Here is a 24,977-nt window from a genome sequence, read left to right on the forward strand (position 1 = left end):
TTCTTTCTTCGTCATCTTGCTAAAATGACGCTGGATCTTCTCGTTTACGTACACGTAAAGAGGTCAAAAAAAAGGCTTCTTAGCTTGCAGGAGTAAATTTGAAACTGCGTATTACCAGTTCTACTTCCTTGCCATCTGTTGGTGCCATACCGCGGAAGCACCACAGATTCATTTTCACAGGCATCGCGGCAGTAGGAATCACAGTTACAGGCGGGACAAACGTATGCGTGAAGAACATATTTGTATCGTCGTTGTAAAACCCGTTCATACTTTTAAATATCACTGAACTGCTTGTCCAGGTATATCTGTGGGTGCTGGCTGTGCCGCCCGACTGAACCCAGTTATAGGTAGCATGCTGTTCCTTGCCTGTGCTGCCTGATGCAGGATATACACTAAAGTTCAGATTGGGTTTTGCAGCATCTCCCCATCTGGCAAATTCCACATCCATTTCGTTAAAGCCATCCGGCCCGGAGTAATGGAAAAATCCTGCTACCACATTTTTGTCCAGTGCAGTTACAGGCCCCTGTATCATCCACTGATAAGTTCCATATCCAAAGTTCTGCGCAGAGGTGATACCGGCACAGGTCCATTTCGCAGAAATACTATCATATGATAGTTTTAGGTGCATAAAGCCGGAGGCATCTACCCAGACATTTTTCGTATCCCATGTATTGGGACCGGGACCAAGCCCATTGCCGCTTTTTACGTTCCAGGTATATCCGCTGAAGCTGATCGTACCGGCCGCAGAAACCGTAGTTGCCTCTCCTCCTGAAGAGGGTGAAATTGTTGAATTTTGCAGGTTATCAGGTGGTTGTACCGGATCCTGCTTGCATGCCAGGATTACAGGCAATAAGAGTAAAAATTTCCTCATTGGTTAGTTTGGTTTAGGTTTTGCTGGTTCTGATTTGCTGCAAATCCTGAATCTGCAACATTCTGTTAGCTAATATATTAAATTTACGGGTACGTACACAATTTATTTCAAGAAAGTTACTTTTCAGCATTTTGAAGCTTTATGATATCTGAGGGTTACTGTTTTTTATCCTGCAGCTGTTCAAAGGAAATCTTTCTGAAATATTCAGGCTGATGATAATCAGGCTGATCAGTTTTGATATCATTCCACATCAGGTAATGTGGCTCGATGAGTTGATCCCCGCACTTATATACATTCGCCCGGGCAGTGCTGCCATCAAGACTGCTCAGGTTACTATAGCAAAATACCTGTAAGGGGATATTCAAAGTGAGCGTCCATTGATAATTATTGTGTTCCGGAATGTATACTTTCCATGCTTGTACGTGCTGTATACCTGCTATCAGCTCCTCAGGCAATCTCTGCCGGTCGTTCCTTCCGCTGCCGTATGCCGCCAGGCAGGTGCCAAGCGCATTAAATTCCAGGTTATAATAATTTACGTCTTCGCCAAAGCTGATAAAAAGCTCCACACAGCTATCTTCACTTACCGGATCATTTGTATGCCTGTAATCTGCTTTAAAATAAGGTTCTGAAATATCATACTTCAGGCAAACCGAATCAGGCGTATAACACATTACAAAAGATGCTTTCGGAATAATCTTAAGATCTGTCCAGTGGGATGCCTTTAGCTTTTGCTGATGCAAACTATCTAAAAAGAGTACCAATTTATTGAAATCACTTTGCAGCTTACCTTTAAAAAATGGGATACACGTTACTTTATCCTGCTTCAATTCTTCGTTAAACATATTTTAATGTGATGCTGCCTCAAAAGGATAAAACCCGGCTGAAGAAATGTCTGAAACCGTACCGTCCGGCTTATGATAGATAAAATATGCCGCCAGTTCTTTATGCTGTTTTAAAAATTGCAATGCTTTTTGCAAGCCCAGGGCCATCAGGAAATTATCATAACCATCGGCTGTCATGGCATCCTTTGCCTTTACTGTAACCGCAATCAATTCGTTCTGGAGCGGATAGCCCGTTCTGGGATCCATCAGGTGAGACATGATCTTATTTCCGCTTTTAAAGTATTTACGGTAATTTCCGGAGCTAGTTAGCCCCCCCTGATCTATTCTTACGATCCTTTGCAAAATTGGCTCATCATCTGCATTTTTTGCAGGACCCTCAATACCGATCGCAAAGCTTGCATTTTCTGGTTGTCTGCGTCCTTTCGCCCTGATCTCCCCTCCTATTTCTACCAGATAATCCTGTATGTTCCTGCTGTCCAAAAAATCTGCAACTACATCTACGCTATATCCCTGTGCAATCCCGTCAACATCGATCTGCACGCAGGGTGTTTTTTTGATCAGCTGGTTACCGCGGATACTGAGCTGATCAGAGCCGACACAAGCCAGCATTCTTTTAACGGCTGCAGAATCAGGATATACTTTTACCTGCTTATTGCCAAAGCCCCAGGCCCTGGTTAAAGGATAAACTGTAATATCAAACAGTCCGCCTGATTGTTTATAGATCTCTAAAGACTTACGCATGACGATGCCAAGATGTTTGTCCATCGCTACCTGTTTACAGTTAAAGTCGTTGAACCTGTTGATGAGGGAATAGGGCTTGTACACAGAGAGTGAGCTGTCGATACCATCCAGGATACGTTCAATCTCTTGTTTCGCAACTAAGCTATCTTTTGAATAATACGTGATATTATACGTTGTGCCCTGAGCATAACCGCTGATATAGTAGGGTTTAACGCTGGTTTGAGCATTTGCCCGGCCTGTCGGGAAGATTGAAATACAGGAAAGGAACAGCACCAGTAAGAGTTGACCCCATTTTAAAGGTTTCTCGGGCTTTTTGAATTTCCAGTTCCTGATCTTGTGCCCATAGAAGGCATAAAATACCAGGTAAATGTAGCAGGGCACCAACACCCAGTAGGCGATTCTTAAACTGTAAACATCCGCAAAATAGCCGTATGCCAGTGGCAGTATCGCGCTCCCGCACAGCCCCATGATCAAAACAGAGCCGCCCAGTTTGGTAAACCTCCCCAGGTCGGCCAGTGCAAGCGGCCATATCCCTGTCCACACCATCGAATTTGCAAATCCGAGCAACACTACAAACCAGATGGAAATATCGGCCACATGGCCCAGAATCCTTACCTCGCCATGCGAAAAAATGATCAGCAGGGAAAAGATAATGCCCAGCAGGGTGCAGCTCCGGAGAGCGTTAACCTGACTGATATATCTGGGAATCAGCAAAACTCCCAGCACATATCCGCTGATGGTAGCAAATAAGGTGTATGAGGGAAAAACTTTGGCCTCCATCAGTTGAATATGCATAGAATTGGCATAACCAATGATGGTATCAATAGCGATTACTTGTGTGCCCACATGCAGGAAGATCGCAAATGCCCCTAAAATGAGGTGCGGAAACTGGAAGATATTGGTCTTGCCCTGATTAGCTTTAGCTGATTCAGCATCTTCTTTTTCAGTATCGATCTCCGGTAAAGGGGAGAAACGGATGAAGATGCCCAGGGCAAACAAAACAGCAGCAATAAAAGCGTAAGGAACAATTACCCTTCTGATCAGTTCGTTGAGGGCTTCGCTCCTCTCTGCAAGGCCCATTAAAGGAAGCTGCCTGAAAAGTTCGGCATCCGTAGCTTTGAGCACCAGGCTGGCAAACAGTAAAGGTGCGAGGATACCTGCGCCTTTATTACAGATTCCCATCATACTGATCCGTTTTGCAGCGGTATCCCTGCTGCCCAGAATGGTGACATAAGGATTAGCAGCAGATTGTAAGACGGCAAGCCCTGTACCAATGGTAAACAGGCCCAGCAAAAACACTTCGTAGGTACGGGAAAGTGCTGCTGGAATAAATAATAATGCGCCGGCCGACATGATCCATAAACCAAACATAATCCCTTTTTTGAAACCAATGGTCTTTAGGAGGTACGATGAGGGCACAGACATTACAAAATAGGAAATATAAAAAGCGAATGCCACGAGGTACGACTGGAAGTTGGATAACTCACAGGCGATCTTAAAGTAAGGGATCAGTATCGAGTTTACCCAGGTTACAAAGCCGAAAATGAAAAACAAAATACCAATAATGGCCATAGAGACCGTTACTTCCCTCCCCTTTCTTTTGTCTGCATCCATATCAAATTATAAAATCAGTTAAACCACGTGTACGTACCCGAAGATAGAAAGTAATTCGGTATAATCATAATTTTTAAGCATTAATAAAGGGCTGGAAAGATATTAATTTCTGTAAAACTGATAGTTTTCCTTGGTGATGATATCAATTGGCATAAAATAGTTCTTTTCTACATCAACTTTTAAGACAAGATTCTGGTAAAGTGCCATAATACCTTTGTAGCCCTGCTCCTGTGGCTTCTGGCAGATCAGAAAATCAATCAGGCCATCCTTAAGATATGCTAGATTATCTTTTAGATAATCATATCCTATCAGTAAAACTTTCTGATGATCAGATTCCTGTAAATAACGTGCTACAGAAACTACGCGGGAGTTGGTCACAAAGATGGCTTCGGCATCAGTATGTGCCTTTAGCAGCTCCTTAAGGCTTGAGGCCACAGAAGCGTAATCTGTTTGGCGGATATCATCTTTTACAATCGTCAGTTTTTTATCATGGTCATCAAAATAAGCTCTGAATCCCTCTTCTTTACGCAGCAGATGGTGATGATTGTCAATTTCCCTGGAAATATTGATAATCAGCACTTTTCCATTGTCCTTAATCGCATAGTTTGCCAGGTGCGCGCTCAGATATCCGCTATGAAAGAGTTCCGGGCCGATATAGCATAAGCTGTCCTGTTTTGGAAGATCAGAGTTGATCAGCACGTAGGGGATCTTCAGCTGATCACACTGCTTGGTAAAAGCCAGCGATTCATCAATAAACGACGGGGCAAGCAAAACACCATCAATAGCGGTCTTCAGGATCTGTTTTGTAAGGTTAACAAAGGATTGCTTATCATTGAGATCAAAATAATACTTTTCTACTTTGATACCATATTGCCTGATCTCATTTTCAGCCTGTTCAATCCCATTTAAAGGTGCTGCCCAGAATTCAGTTTCATCAGACACAGCAGGGATCAGGACAGCGAAGTTCAGGACCTTATTGGAAGCCAGCCTCCGCGCCATGATATTGGGCTGGTAGTCCAGCTCTTTGATAATATCCTGAATGATCTGTTTTGTTTTTTCGGATACACCGGAACGGTTGTGGATTACCCTGTCAACAGTACCAATGGATACGTTTGCCCTGCGGGCAATTTCTTTTACTCCGGATAATTCTACAGCACTGTCTTTTTTCATTTTGTATAGGATAATAGTAGCGGGATGGGTTAGCCCGACAAACGATCGTGGTCGTAAATATACAAATTATCCTATAGGAGCGCGCTGCTGGCCTCATCCAGAAACAGGACAGCCCGGGGATGGGTACGCAAAATAGTTGATGGGAATTGTGCTGTAATCGCTGCCGTAAGTGTGTGCTGAATGGCAGGAGCTTTTTTATCGCCCGGCACCATGCAATAAACATATACGGCTTTGTACAGGGTAGGAATCGTTAGTGTTAAGGCATGCGTTGGAACTGCGGTAATTTCATTGAAACATCCATCGTTTACCTGCTGCTGACGACATTCCATGTCCAGTTCAACAACCTTAACGATCTTCGGATCATTAAAATCTGCTACGTGGGGATCGTTAAAGGCAAGATGGGTATTCTCTCCTATCCCCATACAGCAAATATCGGCGGGGAAACGCTCCAGCAGGCCGGCATACCTTTCACACTCCTGTTCAGGCGCTGCTGCATTACCATTCAGATATGCTGCCATCGCAAAAGAGACCTTACTAAAAAGCCTGTCGCGCAGGAAATTACCGAAGCCCTGCGGGGCTGCTGCATCCAGGCCAATATATTCATCCATATGGAAAGCATTGATGCGCGACCAGTCGATATCTTTTTTGACCAGCGCCTCCAGAAACTCATTTTGTGAAGGGGCAGCAGCAAAGATCATATTGACCTGTTCCTTTGTCTGCAGCAGTTCATTTATTTTACCGGCTACACGTTCTGCGGCATCCTGCCCCATTTCCAGTCTTGAACTGAATACATTGACTTCAAGACTTTCTTTAAAAAATTTTTTACTTGTTGATACCATTATACTTTTGCTGATGAATAAACTGACTGGTAAACTACTTTACCTTTTATAATTGTTTTTTGGATCCCGATATTGCTGTTGAAGATTACCAAATCGGCATCCTTTCCTTTAACCAGGCTTCCTTTCCTGTCGGATATGCCCATGATTGCTGCAGGAGTTTCAGTGATCATTTTTACGGCCTCTGCAAGGGTAACACCGGCCAGATTTACCATGTTACGTACCAGGCAATCCGCGGTAGTCACACTCCCTGCAAAAGATTTACGATCGGGCAGTTTGGCCACCCCATCTTCTACAATCACTTTTAAACCATTCTTTAATCCTCCCAGTATGCTTTCTCCGGGAGGCATACCGGCAGCCCGCATGGCATCGGTGATCAGGGCGATCCTATCTGCACCTTTTATTTTATAGATCAGCTGCAAGAGCGGGGCCGGCAAATGGATACCGTCGCCAATGACCTCTACACTCATCCCATCGATTAAAAAAGCACTCTCAATCACACCGGCGTAACGATAAGCATTGCGCCTGGTAACGCCAGACATCCCTGAATAAAGATGGGTAGCCAGCGTGTATCCGTTCTGATATCCCTCCAGCACTTCGTCGTAAACGGCATCTGTATGCGCCAATGCAGGAAGTATGTTTTTAGATAAGAGGTATCTGCTAAATTCGATTGCTCCCTTCAGTTCGGGGGCAGCGCTCCAGCGTTTCACGACTTTGTTATCAGCCAGGATTTCTTTGTATTCCTCCGGATCAGGATCACGAATATACTTAGGGTCCTGGGCACCGCGCTGGGCCATGGCAAAATATGGTCCCTCCAGGTGCAGGCCCAGAAACTGGGAACCGTTTGTGTTTTGGTCAAGGGCCAGCTGATAGGTAGCGATCGTATCTAAAATATCCTGCTTGGTGCTGCTCAGGGTTGTTGGATACATTGCCGTAGTCCCATATTTAACATGAGTTTCTGCAACACCAAGAAAAGCTTCCACCGTATTATCCATAAAATCGTGGCCGCCACCTCCGTGAACGTGCAGGTCTATGAAACCTGCAGAAACATAGTGTCCCCCGGCATCAATTTCCTCTGCCCCCTCTATTTCCGGGTTACCCGCTAAAATGTCCTGGATGATACCATCTTTGATGAGCACCGTGCCATTATCAATCAGCCCGCCGGGGGCAATGATCTTCCCGTTAAATATCTTCAGCATATTAAATTTAGCACTAACACATTACCAAGATCGGTAATCGTGTACGTACCCGAAGATACACATAGTTTGGATACTTAAAAAGTATTTTATAAAAATTTGAGTTAAGGTGCTATAACCACACAGGGTTCGTCAGCGCAACCATGGCCTGGTCTTCTTTGCGGATTTCAATACGGATATAGGAAGATGAATCTCTGTCTATAGTCAGATGAATTGTTTCGGTATCTGCCGGTATTTTACGGCTAGCCATGGTCCCTTTATTCCCTATTAACGTCATCACTGTATTCTTACAACCTGTAACGGTAAGATGAACTATAGCTTTTCCCGTTCCATTTTCAGGCAGTTGCTCACCCATCCCCACAGTTTTGCCGGCATACTCAAGGGTAAACTGCAGCGCAACATTATGCGTTGCCGCGATATAGGCCTTGCCCCTTTTAAGCCCTTCCAGGATGGCATCCTTTGCCAATCCCTGAGCATAGATTACTGTTTGCGGGCTTCCCAGGTTATTTGGAGAACCGCTGGATTTATGTGTATCACTGGCACCGATAGCAATTTTCCTGATTCCCTTCCGGAGCAAATCATCCCACCATTTTAAAGCGATGGCATTTAAAGCGTTCCATTCCCCGTTCCAGATCTCTATTCCATCAAATTCCTGCTCATCAAATTTGAATGTTTTGTCACCTTTATCATAAAAAGGATGATTGATTATTGCGAGGCCCCCGTCATGATGTACTTTTTCAATCTGTTTTCCAATAACGTGATCTGCCGGAGCGTAACGCCAGTCGATCAGTGTTTTTGTATCCAGCCCGATGGCATTCCAGTGCCCGTATCTGGTTGACGTTACCTCTTCACCATTGATGATCAGCAGGTTTCCGGAATTATATTTTCCCCAGTTGAGGTTTGCAGCATTGGTATTGTGTTCCGTAGAAATGATATAATCCAGTTTCTTCTCCTTTGCTTCGGCAACGAGTTCTTCAACCGTACGCCTGCCATCAGAATGCAGCGAATGCATATGTAAATCGCCACGGTACCATCCCGGAACTGCATTGATCTGTCTGGCTGCCGGACGGGCAGTAAAGGTTTTCTGGTGCCTGCCCGAAATCAGTGTAATTTCCAGCATCCAGTTCAGTCCTGCGGGAGCAATTCCCGAAGGATAAACCAACACATTCCATGTTCCGGGAGTAATTTTCCCGGCAATATATCCTGTTGAGGCAGCAACTTCGGTGATAAAAAATTCTTTCTTCGCTCCGCCAGACCAGCCTCTGAACCCGGTGATACCCTGATCACCCTTCGAATCATATACCCCCATATTAAGAACGTTGACATTCATTTGATCGTAACTCTCCTTTACCCTGATCTCTGTAGTACCCGCAGGCACATCAAACGGGACATAGAGCAGTTCAAAGATCCGGGCAGTTGGAATATATCCTTTCTTCACAACTGTAGAAGAATCCTGCGCAGCAGCAAAAAATACTAAACACTGGAAGAGTGTAAAGAGGCCAATATATTTCTTCATTGTTTTTTTAATGATCTTGAGCAGCTTACTCGTGTAAGACCAAAATAGCCTTGACGGTTTTATTCATCACCTGATTAATCGTGCTTTTGGTAAATAACCTGTACACGATATTATGATGGTGTTTTACCAGGCAAAGGATATCTGTTTCGTGTGATTCTACAAAAGCAAGTATCCCGCTGAGCGGGCTGCCTTCAGTGATATAATTGAATTCCGGTTCGGCATGTTTGATCAGGGCTTTCAGCTTGCTTTCAAAGATTGCAAGTTGTTTGGGGTCTGATTTTTCGGTAACATATAATACCTGTAGTTTGTCAGATCCAAAGCCCTTTACCATCTCGTTTAGCGCATTCACGTCCTCGGCCGACAGCCTGGTGTCATAGTCGGTTGCCAGTGAGATGATCGGTACTTTAGAAAATTTGCTTTCCTTTGGAACGATCAGTGTAGGGATTTTCAGGTTGGAAACTACCATGCTGGCATTACTGCCTACGATTCCGGTAATCCCGGTAGAACCCGTAATGCCCATCACCAGCAGTTCAACATGATGATGAGAGATGTATCGCGTAATTACGTTCTTTAAAAAACCGACGTCACACAAGGTTTTTACTGCTACATCTTTGTATTTTTCCTTTTCTGTATATACGCTTACCCATTCTCTGAGCGCCTCTCTTTTGTTATCGTAGTAGTTCTCAATAAAGATCGCATTGTAGGTACTATTGTTAATGCCTTCCGTAGGATGTATGGCATGTATCGCGCATACCTCCAGTTTCAATACTTTGGCTAATTCCATTGCATATTCCATCGCATTGGCCGCGCTGACCGAAAAATCGGTAGCTAATAGTATCTGTTTCATATTGAAGAGGTTTGGATAGAGAATAGAATTTAAATAAATAAATGGAAAAACATAAATAAAAGCAGCGATAAAACAATCGCTACCGGCAAGGTCAGTACCCAGGCGATTGCAATATTTTTTAAGGTTCCGTTGTTCAGGTTTTTTGTGCCGCCCGAGGCTACCATTGCACCCGCAATACCACTGGAAAGCACATGCGTAGTACTTACAGGCAATCCAAATCCTGTGCTCAGCCCAATCGTTGTGGCAGCCACAATTTCGGCTGTAGCTCCTTGTGCATAGCTTAGATGTTCATTTCCTATTTTTTCACCAATGGTCACTACAATGCGCTTCCATCCGACCATGGTTCCAAGTCCCAGCGAAACAGAGATCGTTGCAATCACCCAGATCGGCGCAAAGTCGGTCACCTTGCTCAGCTCCCTTGAAGCCTCCGATAATATCGCCTCGTCACCCTGGCGCAATTCCAGATTCCTGTTTGTTTTAATAGCGTCAACTTCAGTATTCATCTTCTGGATCAGCTGACGGAATTTGTAGGCTTTCTGGTTATCGGTAATAGGCTTGCCGGATAATTCTGTCCTGGTAGCCGTGATAGCAGAATCGAGCCTCGAGAATAAACGGTTTGCAGCGGTATTGGTAGTAGGATTTCTGTGGATAACCATCTCTGTCTGACTGAGGGCATCCAGTATTTTTTGTTCTGGAACAGCATGGTTTACGGCAAATTTTACCGGTAAGAAAGCGATCATGATCAGCATCAGGAGTCCCACGCCCTTTTGTCCGTCGTTACTGCCGTGGAAAAAGCTGACCAAAGTACAGGTAGTGATCAGCAGCATCCTGATCAGGATCGGCGGCCGGTCATTTTCCCCGGTAGGGATATGGAAAAGCTGTTTTGACTTAATGATATGTTTCATAAACATCATGAGCAGTACGGCAAGGCCGAAACCGATCAGTGGAGAAAGTACGAGCGACAAGCCTATTTCTTCGGCCTGATGCCAGTTTACACCGCGCCCGCCGTAATACCAGGTAAAGCCTAAACTTGCACCAATCATGGCACCGATCATCGTATGTGAACTGGAACAGGGAATGCCCAGGTACCAGGTCCCCAGGTTCCAGACAATGGAAGCCAGCAACACAGCGAGCACCATACAGGCCCCTACTTCTACCGGCAGGATCATGAGCTCGTTCAGCGGGACGAGCTTCAGGATACCCATAGCTACGGAAACACCACCAAGGAGCACACCCATAAAATTCCAGAAGCCCGACCATGGAACTGCAATTACAGGCTTCAGGGCTTTGGTATAAATCACTGTTGCTACCGCATTTGCGGTATCGTGAAAGCCGTTTACAAACTCAAAACAGATCACTGCCAGCACACAAATAAGGAACACGATCAGCACAGGGCCGCTCAAATTAACTTCGCCCAAAAAAGGGAAGATCACTGCATTTATAGGGAACAGCATATAACGAATGACGATAAAAGGATTTATTGATCAAATAACCACATATCGTAATTAAATGCCGTAAAATTCAGGTTAACGAATTGTTATGTTATCTATGTGTTTAAGTTAACATCTGATTTATGCAAGTGGAAGCGGGAATAACAGGTGAAAAGGAAAGATGCCGACTGATAAAAAAAATAATAAGCCCCATTACCCACAAGTGAATGAAACTGGCAAAATATATCTTTAAAAAATACCTAACCTTAAGTATTTTATAATCCTTTCATTTTTCCTAAAATTGAAAAGATACGGATATAAATAATATAGCTTACCGGCAGAAGACATGAATACCCAACGCGTTTCTCTGTGACACGCAAATATCAAAATATGAAGGGAGAAGAAATACACGCAGCAAAAATCGATTCTGATATCTTAATCCGCAGGGCAACCGCCGGGAACCAATATTACCGGAACAGCCTGGGCCAAATACCCCTTGAGCTGAACAACAGGAAACTGATTGAGCTGATGAGGAATGCTGCAGAAATGTACCCCGATAATCTCATCTTCTTCTATGAGCTGATCAAGTCCCTCAAAAAAGAAGATAACCCTAAAGAAACCTGTGCCGTGGCAAATTCTTTTTCTGCTCACAAAATCCGCTTTCATATCCTGCGCTCTGTTTATTTCAAACAGCTGAATGAATACGAAAGAGAGCAACAGGAAATGTTCCGCGCGTTTAACAATGGCCTGGGCTTATTTGATGCCAGTAAAACCTACGACCTGGAGATCGGCCAGAGACCATATTACGCCCAGCTGCTGATGAGCCATGCCAGTGCAACCAATAACACCTTTATTCCCTCAGATTTTGATAAAGAGAAAACCGCTGCTTTTCTCGACACTGTTTACTGCTCTATCCCCGAATACAGATCGGCAACAGGTGGAACAAAAAAGATCCTGGAAGCCTCCCGAGCAAAAGAATATGCCCGGAGCCTGGGGAATATCGAAGAATATCTTCATTTACTGGAAAACAGTAATCTGCCCGGCCCTCTAATCTCATTTGAAGTACTGGACAGGATCGAGTGCCTTTTCATATTAAAAAGAGCTGACGAAGCAATTGACTATGCAAAAAAAGTGACAGCAACAGGCGATCTTAAAATCCAGAATGTAAATGATGGTGCACATATTAATTATGCAAACAGATGTATCAAAACAATCTATAACATTGCGGACGCCATCATCGAGGGATGTTGAATCCGGCAAAGATCAAACAATCCTTAATGAACCAATTGCCCCCACCCACTCGTCTTTTCCACAACGCGGACAGGTCTGAGGCACTGCAATTCTAAGCACATTTCCGCAAAAAGCACAGGCATACTCCCCTCCATCATTAATGTTCCTCGATTTTTTCTGATAGGCTTTAGGAAAAATTGGCAATCCCATCAGCACGTCTTTATCATCAAAAAAAAGAAAGCTTACCTGCCCGTTAGACTCAAGTAATGCCGTTTTCACCTGACCTACGTGTTCAATGCTCTGTGCCCTCATTTCTGCAAAAAACTCGTCTTTGGCAAAATTTGAGTCGCCCGCTTCCTCAAGCACAAACTTACCATCTTCTATGATATACATGGGCTCTCCCTCCAGCAAAGTTTCGATGTTCTCGTTTTTAGCCGACAGATAGGTGATGATACGGTACATTGCAAGAATGACCACAAAAACAAGAAGCGAGGGTAAAATTGCAGATTCGCTGTTGAGCATTGGATCTCCCGCTGCCGAGCCCAATGCAATAATGATCGCGACCTCAAAAATACTGAGCTGCCTTACCCCCTTCTTCCCCGATGAACGCAGGAATATGAGCACAAACAGGAACATGATAAATGTCCTTATGCTAATCTCTACCACAAGGGACAGATCCAGGTCTTTTAAAAAAATATTATTCCAGTCAATTTCTAACATCCGCGCGCTATAATCTAGTAAATACAAAATGAATCTCAGGAGTGGACACTCAATAGAGCTTATCGCAGAACACTCAATAAATCTCGTGTGTGGAACCCAATCAGGCCCATGATGAAAGCCATAAGGAACCACCATGAGTAATCCTCATAAGGAACCCCTTAAACAATTCCTTAAGTAATCCCTTAAGTAAAATGACAACAGCTAAATTGTAGTTTTGTTAGGCCCCTACAACCCTTGGAAGTAGTCAATTTTCATTTTTTAAAAGCAGCTAACCAGGTTGGCAACTCATTTGCCCATTCCTGAACATAAAGCAAACCTTTTGCTCCCAGCTCAGTTGTTTGAACAGTCATGCCATTAAATTTAAGACCATGAAAGAAGAAAATATAAAAAAAGCCGCGAGGATTGCATTGGGTGCAAATTTGGTTTTTGCCGGTATCAGTCACCTTACCTTCGCGAGAAAAGCATTCAGAGCACAGGTACCGGATTTTGTGCCACTTAAAAAAGATGATACAGTCGTTTATTCCGGCTTTGTGGAAATTGCCATGGGTGCTGCGCTCATCTTTACTCCGGAGAAACACGCAGAGAAGGTAGGCCAGGTTGCTGCTGCTTTCTTTACTGCTGTGTTCCCCGGAAATATCGCACAGCTTAGCCACAGAAGAAATGCCTTTGGGCTGGATACGGACAAGAAACGTTTCCTGCGCCTATTCTTTCAGCCAGTGCTGGTATATTGGGCATTGAAAAGTACGTCGCCAGTGAAAATCAAAAATCGTATCAAATAATTGCGTTATCAGGTAAATACAGATAAAGGAAACGGTATGATGAACTGAACCTTAAAAGGTTGTCCAGATTTGGGGTTCTGCTACATTGAGAAATTGAGCCGCTGGGAACGAAATATGTAAAAATGCTCCCTTAAAAGAATGGATGCAAACAAAAAGGGCTTGGATGATATGATCCAAGCCCTTTTTGTTTGCATTCGCCGGTTTCTTCAGGAGTCAGTAAACTGAATCCTGCTCACACGGGATAAATTAGTTGTTATAATCACCTTTTACTTTCCTTCCTGTGCTCTGACCGGGAAGATAGATCTGAAGGCCAAATGAAAGGCCAATATTATTTTGTGAAGTAGCATTGCCAAATCCTACAAGGCCATTATATTTCAAGAGCGTTTCCAGGCCTATGTTAGGTGTGATAAAATACGCAAAACCAGGACCAACACTCAGGTTAAGGCCGTTTGTTTTCCCACCGCCCTGACTCACGTTTACGCCGCCAAAGCCAGCAGTAGCTTCTGCAAAGATTCTTCCATGTTTCAGTACCTCAATGTCTTTGCCTGTGTAGTATCTTCCCAGGGCACCTACTCCATAAGAGGTTGTAGTAGGCGCATGTTTGGTTGTCTCCAATCCAAAGTTTACGTAACCACCCAATGCAATGTTATCCTCGATAAACCAGGCTGCTTTAGGTGTCAGATTGAGGCTGAATACACTGGGATTGTCCAGGCCAAGGTTTAAATCAGCGAAGTTTCCTCCAACAAATACATTGCCTTTCTGGATCTGGGCACTCGCGTTAAAGCTCATGGCAACAGCAGCAAGTGCTGCAATAATGGTAATTTTTTTCATATGTAGATTTTTATTAAGCCAACCCGGCTTAGTGTACTTACTACACGAATTTTTATTGAATGTTTTAACATTTATTATTTTTTGCTGCCTGAGTACATCAGAAGAAGGTATTTCTGCAATAAGCCGGAACTCCTGTCCTCCAGAGGTACAAACCTCAGGTCTACAGAAATGAGCAGATCAATGCTAACCTCAAAATACTGCGATATCAGTTTCAGTATATCCAGCGGTGGTTCAGACTTCCCATCTTCATACTTCGAATAACGGCCGCGGCTAATGATCAAGTCATTGGCTACCTGCTGCTGAGCGCAGTTTTTCTGTGCTCTCAAATACCGTAAATTTTCTGAAAGTACAGACATTGCTAATATTTATAGCAATAAAGGTAGGTATTTTTACTAATATCAATAGTATTTTTGTTGGGACATTTATTTACTGATTATGGAGAGGGCGATTGTACACATGGACTTAGATACATTTTTTGTATCCTGCGAGCGGCTTAAGAATTCTCAATTAATGGGTATACCGCTGATTATTGGCGGCGGCGACCGGGGTGTGGTGGCTTCCTGTTCCTATGAAGCACGGCATTTTGGAGTGCGGGCGGCAATGCCGATGAAAATGGCCCTGATGCTCTGCCCCCAGGCAAAAGTGATCAAGGGAGACATGGGACGGTACTCAGATTTGTCGCACGATGTTACCAAAGTGATTGAATCAAAAGCTCCTGTAATGGAAAAAGCCAGTATCGATGAGTTTTATCTGGATATCACAGGGATGGACAAATTCTACGGCGCCTATTCCTGGACACAGGAACTGTCATCAGCAGTAACAAAAGAAACAGGCTTGCCCATGAGTTTCGCACTTTCAGTGAATAAGACGGTATCAAAAATAGCCACCGGCGAGGGTAAACCTATGGGAAACCTGCAGATCCCGGAACTGAAGGTCCGCTCCTTCCTCAACCCCTTGTCCATCCGCAAAATCCCAATGCTGGGCGAAGTAACCTTTAACCTCTTGTCCAGGATCGGGATCAGGAACATCCAGACGCTCTCCGAAATGCCCGCGGAAGTGCTGCAGCAGATGATCGGCAAAAACGGACTGGAGCTATGGAAAAAAGCCAATGGAATTGACAATAACCCCGTAGAACCTTACCGTGAACGTAAATCGATATCAAAAGAACACACCTTCGATCAGGATACGATAGACTTGCCGATGTTAAAATCTATGATGGTAGGCATGGTAGAACAACTGGCTTTCCAGCTGCGCTCAGAGCAGTGGCTGAGCTCAACGGTAACGGTAAAAATAAGATATGCCAATTTTGATACAGAAACAAAGCAGTGCAGGGTTCCCTATACTTCGGCTGATCATTCACTGATCAGCGTGGTGAAAGAACTGTTCGATAGCCTGTACAAACGGCGCATGCGGCTCCGGCTGATCGGTATTCAGCTCAGCGGCCTCGTCAGGGGCACTTATCAGATCAACATCTTTGAAGATACGGTAGAAATGATGGCTTTGTACCAGGCTATGGATAAAATGAAAAACAGGTTTGGAGCCAGTGCAGTGATGCGCTGCGCCGGTCTTGATATCAAACCTAAAACGAAATAGCATGCACCTGAACTGCCACTCCTTCCACAGCCTGCGCTATGGCACGATCCCCCTCTCAGAACTGATCGAACAGGCCATCGCGAATAAACTTACCGCAATAGCTTTAACAGACATCAATACGGTTACGGGAATTTATGATTTCATTAAAACCTTGCAGGATCTAAGGAAAGAACTGAAAGATAAGCTGGAGGCAAAGGACGTACCGGAAATCCCTCTTCCGGAAAACGAAGCCATTGAAGAAAAGGCCAGAATGCAATACCTGGAGACCGCAGCCAAAGTAAAACCCTTAGTCGGCATTGAATTCCGGTATGATCATCAGCTCCGCTATATCGGCCTTGCTAAAAACCAGGCAGGACTTGGGGAGATGAACCGCTTTCTTACACAACACAACTTTGATGGCAGCCCCCTCCCCACTGCCGCACCGGAGTTTGAAAATGTAACAGTAATCTACGCCATGGAAAATGCTCCTGCAGAGCTGCGTGAAAACGAGTATGTGGGCATCCGTCCGGATCAGCTGTTGCTGCTGTACAATGAAAAATGGGCTTCGCTGCGCGATAAAATGGTAATCCTGCAGCCGGTTACCTACGCCACAAAAAAAGAGTTTAACCTGCACAGGATCCTTCGGGCAATTGATAAGAACGTGATCCTCTCCATGCTAATGGAAGAGGATTGCTGTAAAAAAACTGAGTTTATGCAACCGCAGGACAAGCTGCTTGCAAAATATAAAGACTATCCTGAAATTATCAGCAATACAGAAAAGGTAATTGAAGGATGCAATTTTGAGTATGATTTCAAAACCCCAAAAAACAGGAAATTCTACACGCGTACCAAGCAAGGCGACATGAGCTTGCTGCGCAGCCTGGCCTACGACGGATTAGAAAAGAAATATGGTAATAATCCTGAAGCAAAAGCAAGGGTAGAAAAAGAGCTGAAGATCATCGACGAACTGGAGTTTAGCGGGTACTTTCTCATTACCTGGGATATTGTGAGGTACAGTAACAGTATGGGATTTATGCATATCGGGCGGGGCAGCGGGGCCAACAGCATCGTAAGTTACTGCCTCGGTATTACTGCCATTTGTCCGCTGGAACTTGATTTGTACTTTGAGCGCTTCCTCAACCTGAACCGCAAAAGCCCGCCCGACTTTGATATCGACTGGAGCTGGAAAGAGCGCGACATCATCCTGAAGTATATATTTAACCGTTATGAAAAAGACCATGTTGCCTTCTGCGGCACCAACGTGGAGTTTAAATACCGCTCGATCTTAAGAGAAGTTGGCAAAGTTTTCGGCCTCCCGAAAGAAGAACTGGATGCGCTGGCCATCAATCCTATGCACCTGCACGATCAGAATTCTATTGTGGCCCAGGTACATAAATATGGGGAAATGATGGAGAAATACCCTAACCAGCGCAGTATGCACTCCTGCGGCATCATTATTTCCGAAGAACCGATCACCAACTACACTACACTGGAGATGCCGCCAAAAGGTTTTCCCATCGTTCAGTTTGATATGCACGTGGCCGAGGATATTGGCTTTGAGAAGTTTGATATCCTGAGCCAGCGCGGCATTGGCCATATTGACGACAGCGTGAAGCTGATCGAGAAAAACCAGGGGGTAAGGGTAGATATCCGTAACAATGCCATCTCCCTCAATGATGCCAGATGCAACACCTATCTTGAAAAGGGGCACACGATCGGCTGTTTTTATATTGAAAGCCCGGCGATGCGGGGACTGCTGCGGCGGCTAAAGTGTAATGACTACAAAGTCCTGGTGGCCGCCTCTTCTATCATCCGCCCCGGTGTTGCCCAGAGTGGGATGATGAAGGAGTATATCTTCAGACACAACTACCCCGACAAGTTTGAATACTTCCACCCAGTTTTTAAAGAGCAGCTGGGCGAAACCTATGGCATAATGGTTTACCAGGAAGATGTGATCAAGATTGCCCTGCATTATGGCGGGCTCCCTGCAGAAGACGGCGATATCCTGCGCAGGGCGATGAGCGGCAAAGGAAGGTCTAAGGCTGCATTGCAGAAGGTTAAGGACAATTTCTTTGCCTCCTGCAAAAAACAGGGCCATCCCTTGCAGCTGAGCGAAGAAATTTACCGGCAGATCGAGTCTTTCGCCGGATACTCTTTCTGCAAGGCACATTCGGCATCCTACGCGGTAGAAAGTTACCAGAGTTTATACCTCAAGGTGAACTTCCCTGTTGAATTTATGGTTGCAGTGATCAACAACCAGGGAGGGTTTTACCGTACTGAAGTGTACATCCACGAGGCCAGGATGTGCGGTGCCCTCATCCTCAACCCCTGCGTAAATAAAAGCGAATACGAAACAACTTTATACGGAGTTGATGTTTATCTGGGCTTTATGCTGCTGGATGGCCTGCAGACAAAACTGGCCCAGCAAATCATTGAGGAGCGTACGCAAAATGGGCACTACCTGTCGCTCGAGGATTTTATCAATCGTGTTCCGATAGGAATTGAAGGCATACAGATCCTGATTTTTATCGGGGCGTTCAGGTTTACCGGCAAAACGAAAAACCAGCTGCTGGTGGTTGCCCGGCTAATCCTGCTGAACTTTAAACCTGAAAACCGGGGATTGATGCTCATCCAGGAGCCTGTAAAAGACTATAAGCTGCCCGTGCTGGAACGATCAGTATTCGAAGATGCCTTTGATGAAATTGAATTGCTAAGTTTCCCGGTATCCTGCAGCCCTTTTGAACTCCTGCAGACAAAATTCCGTGGCGATGTGATGGCCAGGGACCTGGTGAAACACCACAAAAAACAGGTAAAGATGATGGCTTACCTGATTTCAAGGAAACATGTACCTACAAAAATGGGGGCGATGTACTTTGGGACCTGGATTGATGCCGAAGGTGAGCTCTTTGATACGGCACATTTCACAAACAGCTTAAAGCAGTACCCTTTTCAGGGGGGCGGCTGTTATTTACTGCTGGGGACTGTAGAAGTAGACTATCATTTCCCTACGGTCACGATTGTGAAAATGGCCAAAATGCCTTTTATCCCTGACCCCAGATTTTATAATTCGGATGAGAAGCGGCAATACAGGACACAGCAGAACATGAAGGAAGATGTAAGCATGACCAACAGGGCGCCCTACCCGCAGGCCCAGGATATCAACCTGCCGCGGCAGAGGATGAAGTAATTTATCATCCGGTCTTTCTTAGGCAGATTGGGGGCGGCTGGCAAAACAAATTCTTATCTTACCCTGTTTTTAAGATCATCTTCAGTTTGATTTCTTCAGTATGACCAGCAATTCAAAGGAATATTCAGCAAATGAAAATAAAGTCAGGACAAGTGAGGCACGTTTCAGGGCGTTAGTTACTGCTACTTCAGATGTCATCTACAGCGTCAGTGCAGACTGGCAGGTGATGCAGGAGCTGGACGGACGGGGATTTCTGAAGGACAGCACTGAACCCCGGGCCGACTGGATGTCCCTGAATATCCCCCCAGAAGAAACAGAAAGGGTGCAAGCTGCCATCGCTGAAGCAATCCGCGAGAAGAAGATATTCCAGCTTGAACACCGGGTGATACGGGCTGACAGTACCACCGGCTGGACTTTTTCACGTGCCGTACCTATAATGGATGAGCAGGGCGATATCCTGGAATGGTTCGGCACTGCCACTGACATCACAGAGCACAAAAGGGCTGAAGAGGCTTTAAAGGAAGCAAAAGCGCTTTCCGATCAGCAAAAACGGGTTTATGAAACGATTATTTCGGGAACACCCGATCTGATGTACGTGTTTGACCTGCAATACCGCTTCACTTATGCCAACACCGCACTGCTCAATATGTGGGGCAAAACCTGGGACAATGCCGTTGGCAAAGGTTTACTGGAAAACGGATACGAGCCCTGGCATGCAGAGATGCACGAAAGGGAGATTGATCAGGTCAGAGCAACCAAACAGCCTCTCCGCGGTGAAGTGTCTTTTCCGCACGCTATTTTAGGCAAGCGGGTATACGATTATATTCTAACCCCCGTATTGGATGAATCTGGCGAAGTAGAGGCCGTAGCCGGTACCACCCGCGACGTCACTGAACGTAAACAATGGGAAGACTCGCTGGAAAAAGCATCAGAGGATCTGCAGGTAATCAACGAGGAAATGGCAGCTACAAATGAAGAACTGGCTGCATCCAATGAGGAGCTGCTGTCCATTAATGAAGAGCTAGCCCTCGTGAACCAGGAACTGGTAATTGCCCAACATAAGATTGAAGAAAGCAATAAAGAACAATATCTGGCTGTTGCAGAAACCCTGCGCGCCCAGGAGAATCTCAAGATAGCCGTAGATGCGGCAGGCCTGGGCACATTCTACATCAGTGTAACTGAGCAGCAGTTCATCGCATCACCAAAACTCAAGGAGTTCTTTGGCTTTCTGCCTGACGAGGAGATTACTTATGAGACTGCACTGAAACAGGTCCATCCAGATTATATTCATGAAGTTTCTGCCCACGTAGCAGCCGCATATGCCAATGGCACCCGGTTTGACATGGAATATCCGATTATAGGTTATCACGATAGCAAAACACGTTGGGTACGTGGTGTCGGCGAAATCCAGCACAGCGAAGGCAAAGACTATTTTACGGGTGTACTTCATGAGATTACTGAAAAAAAACAGGATGAAATGCGCAAGAACGACTTCATTGGAATGGTGAGCCACGAATTGAAAACACCACTTACTTCAATGAAAGGCTACATCCAACTGCTGCAGATGAGGCTAAAAAAAACGAACGATAACTTTACCCTGTCTGCGCTGGATAAAGCAAATGGCCAGGTCAGCAAAATGACCAGCATGATCAATGGCTTTTTGAATATTTCAAGACTGGAATCAGGGAAGATCCACATCGACCGTCAGGTCTTTGACCTTGCCCTGCTGATCAAAGAATCCGAGGAGGAATTTCTTGCTACCATCCCAACGCATACATTGATATTTGCGCCTGTCGAAACCACCATAGTAAGTGCCGACAGGGACAAGATCGGGCAGGTTATCCATAATCTCATCAGCAATGCGGTAAAATATTCCCCCAATGGAAGTATCATCAATGTCGCATGTATCACCATCGGTGGCGCAGCACATCTCAGTGTGAAGGACCTGGGCATGGGCATCAAACCAGATGATATTACTAAAATATTTGACAGGTACTACCGGGTGGAGGGTGGACATATGCACTCGATCTCCGGCTTTGGGATCGGATTGTATCTCTGCGCAGAAATCATCCATCGGCACCAGGGTAATATATGGGCGGAAAGCGAGTTTGGAAAAGGATCTGTATTCAATTTCAGTTTACCCCTCTCAGAGGTTTAGTCCGCAGGGTTGCACAATTAGTATTTTATAATATATTTCCTTTAGCAACACCCTATGAACTACCAACACATTATCGACATCAATCCTGAACAGGAAACCGAACGCCTGGCAGCACTGGATAAATATATGATATTCAATTCTGCTGATGAACCAGGCTTTAAACAAATATGCCAGCTCGCTGCTACCATTTTCAAAGTGCCCATTGCCCATATATCTTTCATTGGCGAACATCAGGAGTTTTTAAAAGAGCAGGTGGGTATTGATCCTGATCTGAAACTGGTAGACCGGGATGTCAGCCTGTGTAACCTGGCGCTGCTGCAGCCGGAAGTAAAAGTGATAGAGGATGCGCTCGTTGAGCCTCTCCTGAAAGATAACCCCTATGTTCATGGTGATTTTGGGCTCCGGTTTTATGCCGCTGCACCAATCGTCAGCCCGGAGAAACAGATTATCGGTACGATGTGCCTTGTTGATCTTAAACCCAGAAGCTTAACTGAACACGAAAAGGCCATTTTAAGTGACCTGGCCCGGGTAGTGATGGAACAGACAGAACTGCGCCTCTCCAATCTCCAGTTATTAAGGGAAAAGGATGACTTTATTGGCATTGCCAGCCATGAACTCAAAACACCGCTTACTTCCCTGCAGGGATCTTTGCAGATCCTGGACAAACTCAAAGAACAACCCGGATCAGCAATGATCCCTGTCCTGATTTCACAAGCCAATAAGAGCCTCAAAAAGCTCACTACTCTGGTAACTGATCTGCTGCATGTAAACAGGATGAGCAGCGGACAGATGGAACTTCGGCAAACCTTATTTACCCTGGCTGATATGATCAATGGCTGCTGTGCCGATATTCGTAACACAGGAGATTATAAGATTTCTCTCCGTGGCGATATATCCTTGCAGGTGTATGCGGATGAAAGCCACATCGAGCAGGTTATAGTGAACATGGTCAACAACGCAATCAAATATGCTCCGGAATCAATGGAGATCGAAATCCATTTGACAGCGTTAGAGAACGACGTACGCGTTACGGTTATCGATAAGGGAAAAGGTATTGACCCTAAAAACGTACCACATTTATTTGACCGGTATTTTCGTGCTGACCATAGTGGTTTGCAATTCTCAAGTCTTGGACTGGGTCTCTATATCAGTGCTGGCATTATTAAAAAACATGGTGGCGAGATAGGCGTCAATACAGCATTAGGAAAGGGCAGTGAGTTTTGGTTTACATTACCATTACTCAAGTAATTCCGGCATACAACTACTATCTGATTTTGTATTCTTGAAATTGGTTATCGCTCATTTTATCATGAGTATACTTCTTATTTTCTATCTAAATGACTGGTAAAATTTCATATATTGTTTATATCATTCCATGTATACTGCTTATAAAAACCATGATTGCTGTTTGTTTTATTTCAGGAATCAGGACTACCTCTTATTATAAATAATACCAGATTTACTTCACTAAAGTAAAGAGGTCTTTCCTGCCATCTTTAGTAGCATTAAGCAGGCCCTTACTCTTTAAAGAAGACAGGACACCGCCAATTTGTTTGGCTATCTTTACAGCATCGGTATCATCATATATCGCCATTACCTCTGCTATCTCTTCTTTAGAAAGTTCCTTCCCGGATTCATCCAGTATAAAAGCTATCTTCTCATTTACTGTCAGGGCCGAATGATATTCAACCGGTACAACCAACAATGGATGTTGCTTCCCAACAGGTTTAGCTTTTTCTAACTTTATACCTAATGCTGCAAGGGCAGCTGTAAGATTCTCAATTGTTCTTAAATCATTATCAACATCTCTTTGAGATTCCTTTTTTATTTTGTTTGCTTGCTGTATAGCTTCTTTATATACTGTCTCCAATTCACTTTGCTTGACAGCAACGGTACTTTGCAAAGTTAGTATTTCTCCTCTGATCAGTTCTGCAACTTTATTTGTTGATTCCATTTTTTCTTATTTATTCTTCAAGTATAACAAATATTATTTAACATATAAAATTGATCTTCGTTTTATTTTATATAAAACATACAATTCTAATGTTACAAGTTTATAAAATATAAATCTAAAGTTTATACATCTTTAAAATTTTGATTTCAATATGTTTTACATCAGTTATCTATTTACTGAATACAAATTTTATATAAAACATGTAGACATACTGATTTTATGTTAGTTATAATACTTAATATGCTTATGTTTATATCTGACAAAAGCTATTTTAAGTTGTTTTATATATAAATACAAATTACATTCACAGTTTGAATCCGCTTAAATTAATAGTAGTATAACTATCCCTTCCCTACCCTATTCAATAAAAAACCATCCTTAATACAGTAGGTTTATCGTATAGACCTACTGTATTGAGGATGGTTCTTTCAAACCTGAAACCAGAATGATTTAAATCATCTCAGCAAGTTCATTTACCATTAATCTCCAGTTTTCATTTTCAGGTATTCCTGGTTTACGCTTCCCAAAAAACTGAACAATGATTGTTCCTTCCGTATCAAAAACCTCAATACTCGTCACAATTCCATCCTCAGTTGGTTTCTTTACCAGCCATACAGCAGCAATACCATCTTCGCGTAAATGCATATTAAAATCCGGGTCTAATACATTAAACCATGGCCCTGCCTGCACCAACTTCTTAACCGTACCGGTATGTATTTGTATACAACCTTTATTTCCGGTGAAGACCATAATTTCAATATCCGTATCAGATGCTTTATAAAAGATCCTTTTTAATGATTCATATGAAATTTGCACAGCATGACCTTCAGGAGCTAACCGCAATCCCTGCGTTCTGGTAACACCAAACTTTCGAAGTAAACCATGAAAAGCATGTGTATCTTTCAGTGTAATCCATCCTTGCTGAAAAGCGGAAACATCAATATCAGCATCAGGTTTTTCTTCTGCTACCGTATGATCTTTTTCAATGTTTAGCAACGCATGTTGCTCGTCTGAAGCAAAGTTTCGAACCAGAGTTTCATAAGCATCAGCATTACTGATTTCTATCAGATAAATCTTATGGATAGCCTCTCCATCTTTAGAAAAAAACTGTAAGCTTTTACGCTCGTTTTCATCTACAGCAAAAGCTGAACACCATGCATACATAAATAGTCGCAGGTCAATATCAGGATTTACAGCCAGGCCCATCGGACCAGAGAAAGAAACATTGCTATAGATACCTTTACGTTCATGTACGCAAAAATCATTCCGCGTCAATGCCATTACCGTACCCAGTGGTTCTACGGCTTTAAGGATGTCCTGAAATTCGTTTTTTAAACGGGTTACCGAAGTACCAATTGCCGTAGTCAGCAATTCTGCTTCAGTTGTTCCCAGCTGCTTTGCAGCATCTCTGATTCTTACTTTAGGGTTTTCAATTTTGAAAGCCTCCCATTGACTTTTCAGTTCTATTAGTTCACTCATCTTT

At 44.0% G+C, this 24,977-nt stretch carries 20 protein-coding genes and 1 pseudogene; 6 read left to right on the forward strand and 15 right to left on the reverse strand.

Annotation, left to right across the window (positions count from 1 at the left end):
- Positions 1-79: 79 nt before the first annotated feature.
- The 10 genes and pseudogenes from FN831_RS22480 to FN831_RS22520 all read right to left on the reverse strand — a co-directional run bounded on the left by FN831_RS22480 (position 80) and on the right by FN831_RS22520 (position 11,087).
- Positions 80-871, reverse strand: coding sequence for a glycoside hydrolase family 16 protein (locus tag FN831_RS22480; RefSeq protein ID WP_142530458.1), 792 nt, complete (start codon positions 869-871; stop codon positions 80-82).
- Positions 872-1,026: 155 nt separating this feature from the next.
- Positions 1,027-1,713 carry a carbohydrate-binding family 9-like protein gene (locus tag FN831_RS22485; protein WP_142530459.1) on the reverse strand — a complete coding sequence of 229 codons (687 nt, stop codon included), beginning with the start codon at positions 1,711-1,713 and terminating at the stop codon, positions 1,027-1,029.
- A 3-nt stretch (positions 1,714-1,716) separates the two neighbouring features.
- A complete protein-coding gene (locus FN831_RS27965; RefSeq protein ID WP_246101719.1) occupies positions 1,717-2,727 on the reverse strand; it encodes an FAD:protein FMN transferase in 1,011 nt (336 codons plus the stop codon).
- Positions 2,728-2,775: 48 nt separating this feature from the next.
- Positions 2,776-4,068: pseudogene (locus FN831_RS27970) on the reverse strand (sugar MFS transporter); the annotation flags it as partial.
- Positions 4,069-4,170: 102 nt separating this feature from the next.
- A complete protein-coding gene (locus tag FN831_RS22495; RefSeq protein ID WP_142530461.1) occupies positions 4,171-5,238 on the reverse strand; it encodes a LacI family DNA-binding transcriptional regulator in 1,068 nt (355 codons plus the stop codon).
- 71 nt (positions 5,239-5,309) lie between these two features.
- Positions 5,310-6,077: a glucosamine-6-phosphate deaminase gene (locus FN831_RS22500; protein ID WP_142530462.1), complete on the reverse strand. Its 768-nt coding sequence runs from the start codon at positions 6,075-6,077 to the stop codon at positions 5,310-5,312.
- Positions 6,077-7,273 (reverse strand): N-acetylglucosamine-6-phosphate deacetylase, encoded by a 1,197-nt coding sequence (gene nagA / locus FN831_RS22505; protein ID WP_142530463.1) that lies wholly within the window; start codon positions 7,271-7,273, stop codon positions 6,077-6,079. Before nagA ends, FN831_RS22500 begins: the two co-directional genes overlap by 1 nt.
- 109 nt (positions 7,274-7,382) lie before the next feature.
- On the reverse strand, positions 7,383-8,786 hold the full coding sequence (locus tag FN831_RS22510) for a CehA/McbA family metallohydrolase (RefSeq protein WP_142530464.1): 1,404 nt from the start codon (positions 8,784-8,786) through the stop codon (positions 7,383-7,385).
- Between the two features lie 25 nt (positions 8,787-8,811).
- Positions 8,812-9,633, reverse strand: coding sequence for a universal stress protein (locus FN831_RS22515; protein ID WP_142530465.1), 822 nt, complete (start codon positions 9,631-9,633; stop codon positions 8,812-8,814).
- Between the two features lie 29 nt (positions 9,634-9,662).
- The gene (locus FN831_RS22520) at positions 9,663-11,087 is read right to left on the reverse strand and encodes an inorganic phosphate transporter (protein WP_142530466.1); all 1,425 of its coding nucleotides are present in this window, start codon (positions 11,085-11,087) and stop codon (positions 9,663-9,665) included.
- Positions 11,088-11,453: 366 nt separating this feature from the next.
- Between FN831_RS22520 and FN831_RS22525 the strand changes: the two genes are divergently transcribed.
- Entirely contained in the window at positions 11,454-12,314 is an 861-nt protein-coding gene (locus FN831_RS22525; protein ID WP_142530467.1) for a hypothetical protein, read from the forward strand.
- A 12-nt stretch (positions 12,315-12,326) separates the two neighbouring features.
- Here FN831_RS22525 and FN831_RS22530 read toward each other — a convergent pair whose 3' ends face one another.
- Positions 12,327-13,013, reverse strand: a complete 687-nt coding sequence (locus FN831_RS22530; RefSeq protein WP_221931386.1) for a YetF domain-containing protein — start codon at positions 13,011-13,013, stop codon at positions 12,327-12,329.
- A gap of 368 nt (positions 13,014-13,381) precedes the next feature.
- Between FN831_RS22530 and FN831_RS22535 the strand changes: the two genes are divergently transcribed.
- The gene (locus tag FN831_RS22535; RefSeq protein WP_142530468.1) at positions 13,382-13,792 is read left to right on the forward strand and encodes a DoxX family protein; all 411 of its coding nucleotides are present in this window, start codon (positions 13,382-13,384) and stop codon (positions 13,790-13,792) included.
- 246 nt (positions 13,793-14,038) lie between these two features.
- On the opposite strand, the gene FN831_RS22540 is transcribed toward FN831_RS22535, so the two are convergent.
- The gene (locus tag FN831_RS22540) at positions 14,039-14,623 is read right to left on the reverse strand and encodes a porin family protein (protein WP_142530469.1); all 585 of its coding nucleotides are present in this window, start codon (positions 14,621-14,623) and stop codon (positions 14,039-14,041) included.
- Between the two features lie 74 nt (positions 14,624-14,697).
- Entirely contained in the window at positions 14,698-14,979 is a 282-nt protein-coding gene (locus tag FN831_RS22545) for a helix-turn-helix domain-containing protein (RefSeq protein ID WP_142530470.1), read from the reverse strand.
- Positions 14,980-15,058: 79 nt separating this feature from the next.
- Here FN831_RS22545 and dinB point away from each other — a divergent pair, with 79 nt between their 5' ends.
- From dinB to FN831_RS22565, 4 genes are all read left to right on the forward strand, one after another.
- Entirely contained in the window at positions 15,059-16,216 is a 1,158-nt protein-coding gene (gene dinB, locus FN831_RS22550; protein WP_142530471.1) for a DNA polymerase IV, read from the forward strand.
- 1 nt (position 16,217) lies between these two features.
- Positions 16,218-19,382 (forward strand): DNA polymerase III subunit alpha, encoded by a 3,165-nt coding sequence (locus FN831_RS22555; RefSeq protein WP_142530472.1) that lies wholly within the window; start codon positions 16,218-16,220, stop codon positions 19,380-19,382.
- A 100-nt stretch (positions 19,383-19,482) separates the two neighbouring features.
- Positions 19,483-21,540, forward strand: a complete 2,058-nt coding sequence (locus FN831_RS22560) for a PAS domain S-box protein (protein WP_142530473.1) — start codon at positions 19,483-19,485, stop codon at positions 21,538-21,540.
- Between the two features lie 54 nt (positions 21,541-21,594).
- Complete coding sequence (locus FN831_RS22565) at positions 21,595-22,788, forward strand: GAF domain-containing sensor histidine kinase (RefSeq protein WP_142530474.1); 1,194 nt, start codon at positions 21,595-21,597, stop codon at positions 22,786-22,788.
- 211 nt (positions 22,789-22,999) lie between these two features.
- Here the strand turns inward: FN831_RS22565 and FN831_RS22570 are convergent, their stop codons facing one another.
- Both FN831_RS22570 and FN831_RS22575 read right to left on the reverse strand, forming a co-directional pair.
- Entirely contained in the window at positions 23,000-23,494 is a 495-nt protein-coding gene (locus FN831_RS22570; protein ID WP_142530475.1) for a hypothetical protein, read from the reverse strand.
- Between the two features lie 450 nt (positions 23,495-23,944).
- On the reverse strand, positions 23,945-24,973 hold the full coding sequence (locus FN831_RS22575) for a hemin-degrading factor (RefSeq protein ID WP_142530476.1): 1,029 nt from the start codon (positions 24,971-24,973) through the stop codon (positions 23,945-23,947).
- Positions 24,974-24,977: the final 4 nt, after the last annotated feature.

The organism is Pedobacter westerhofensis (genome assembly GCF_900182595.1).
In the GTDB taxonomy this organism is placed as follows: domain Bacteria; phylum Bacteroidota; class Bacteroidia; order Sphingobacteriales; family Sphingobacteriaceae; genus Pedobacter; species Pedobacter westerhofensis.

Excerpts from the sequence above, each read along its gene's own strand:
- FN831_RS22480 (WP_142530458.1), bottom strand. The coding sequence starts at position 871 with ATGAGGAAATTTTTACTCTTATTGCCTGTAATCCTGGCATGCAAGCAG.
- FN831_RS22485 (WP_142530459.1), bottom strand. The coding sequence starts at position 1,713 with ATGTTTAACGAAGAATTGAAGCAGGATAAAGTAACGTGTATCCCATTT.
- FN831_RS22495 (WP_142530461.1), bottom strand. The coding sequence starts at position 5,238 with ATGAAAAAAGACAGTGCTGTAGAATTATCCGGAGTAAAAGAAATTGCC.
- FN831_RS22500 (WP_142530462.1), bottom strand. The coding sequence starts at position 6,077 with ATGGTATCAACAAGTAAAAAATTTTTTAAAGAAAGTCTTGAAGTCAAT.
- nagA (WP_142530463.1), bottom strand. The coding sequence starts at position 7,273 with ATGCTGAAGATATTTAACGGGAAGATCATTGCCCCCGGCGGGCTGATT.
- FN831_RS22510 (WP_142530464.1), bottom strand. The coding sequence starts at position 8,786 with ATGAAGAAATATATTGGCCTCTTTACACTCTTCCAGTGTTTAGTATTT.
- FN831_RS22515 (WP_142530465.1), bottom strand. The coding sequence starts at position 9,633 with ATGAAACAGATACTATTAGCTACCGATTTTTCGGTCAGCGCGGCCAAT.
- FN831_RS22520 (WP_142530466.1), bottom strand. The coding sequence starts at position 11,087 with ATGCTGTTCCCTATAAATGCAGTGATCTTCCCTTTTTTGGGCGAAGTT.
- FN831_RS22525 (WP_142530467.1), top strand. The coding sequence starts at position 11,454 with ATGAAGGGAGAAGAAATACACGCAGCAAAAATCGATTCTGATATCTTA.
- FN831_RS22530 (WP_221931386.1), bottom strand. The coding sequence starts at position 13,013 with ATGTTAGAAATTGACTGGAATAATATTTTTTTAAAAGACCTGGATCTG.
- FN831_RS22535 (WP_142530468.1), top strand. The coding sequence starts at position 13,382 with ATGAAAGAAGAAAATATAAAAAAAGCCGCGAGGATTGCATTGGGTGCA.
- FN831_RS22540 (WP_142530469.1), bottom strand. The coding sequence starts at position 14,623 with ATGAAAAAAATTACCATTATTGCAGCACTTGCTGCTGTTGCCATGAGC.
- FN831_RS22545 (WP_142530470.1), bottom strand. The coding sequence starts at position 14,979 with ATGTCTGTACTTTCAGAAAATTTACGGTATTTGAGAGCACAGAAAAAC.
- dinB (WP_142530471.1), top strand. The coding sequence starts at position 15,059 with ATGGAGAGGGCGATTGTACACATGGACTTAGATACATTTTTTGTATCC.
- FN831_RS22555 (WP_142530472.1), top strand. The coding sequence starts at position 16,218 with ATGCACCTGAACTGCCACTCCTTCCACAGCCTGCGCTATGGCACGATC.
- FN831_RS22560 (WP_142530473.1), top strand. The coding sequence starts at position 19,483 with ATGACCAGCAATTCAAAGGAATATTCAGCAAATGAAAATAAAGTCAGG.
- FN831_RS22565 (WP_142530474.1), top strand. The coding sequence starts at position 21,595 with ATGAACTACCAACACATTATCGACATCAATCCTGAACAGGAAACCGAA.
- FN831_RS22570 (WP_142530475.1), bottom strand. The coding sequence starts at position 23,494 with ATGGAATCAACAAATAAAGTTGCAGAACTGATCAGAGGAGAAATACTA.
- FN831_RS22575 (WP_142530476.1), bottom strand. The coding sequence starts at position 24,973 with ATGAGTGAACTAATAGAACTGAAAAGTCAATGGGAGGCTTTCAAAATT.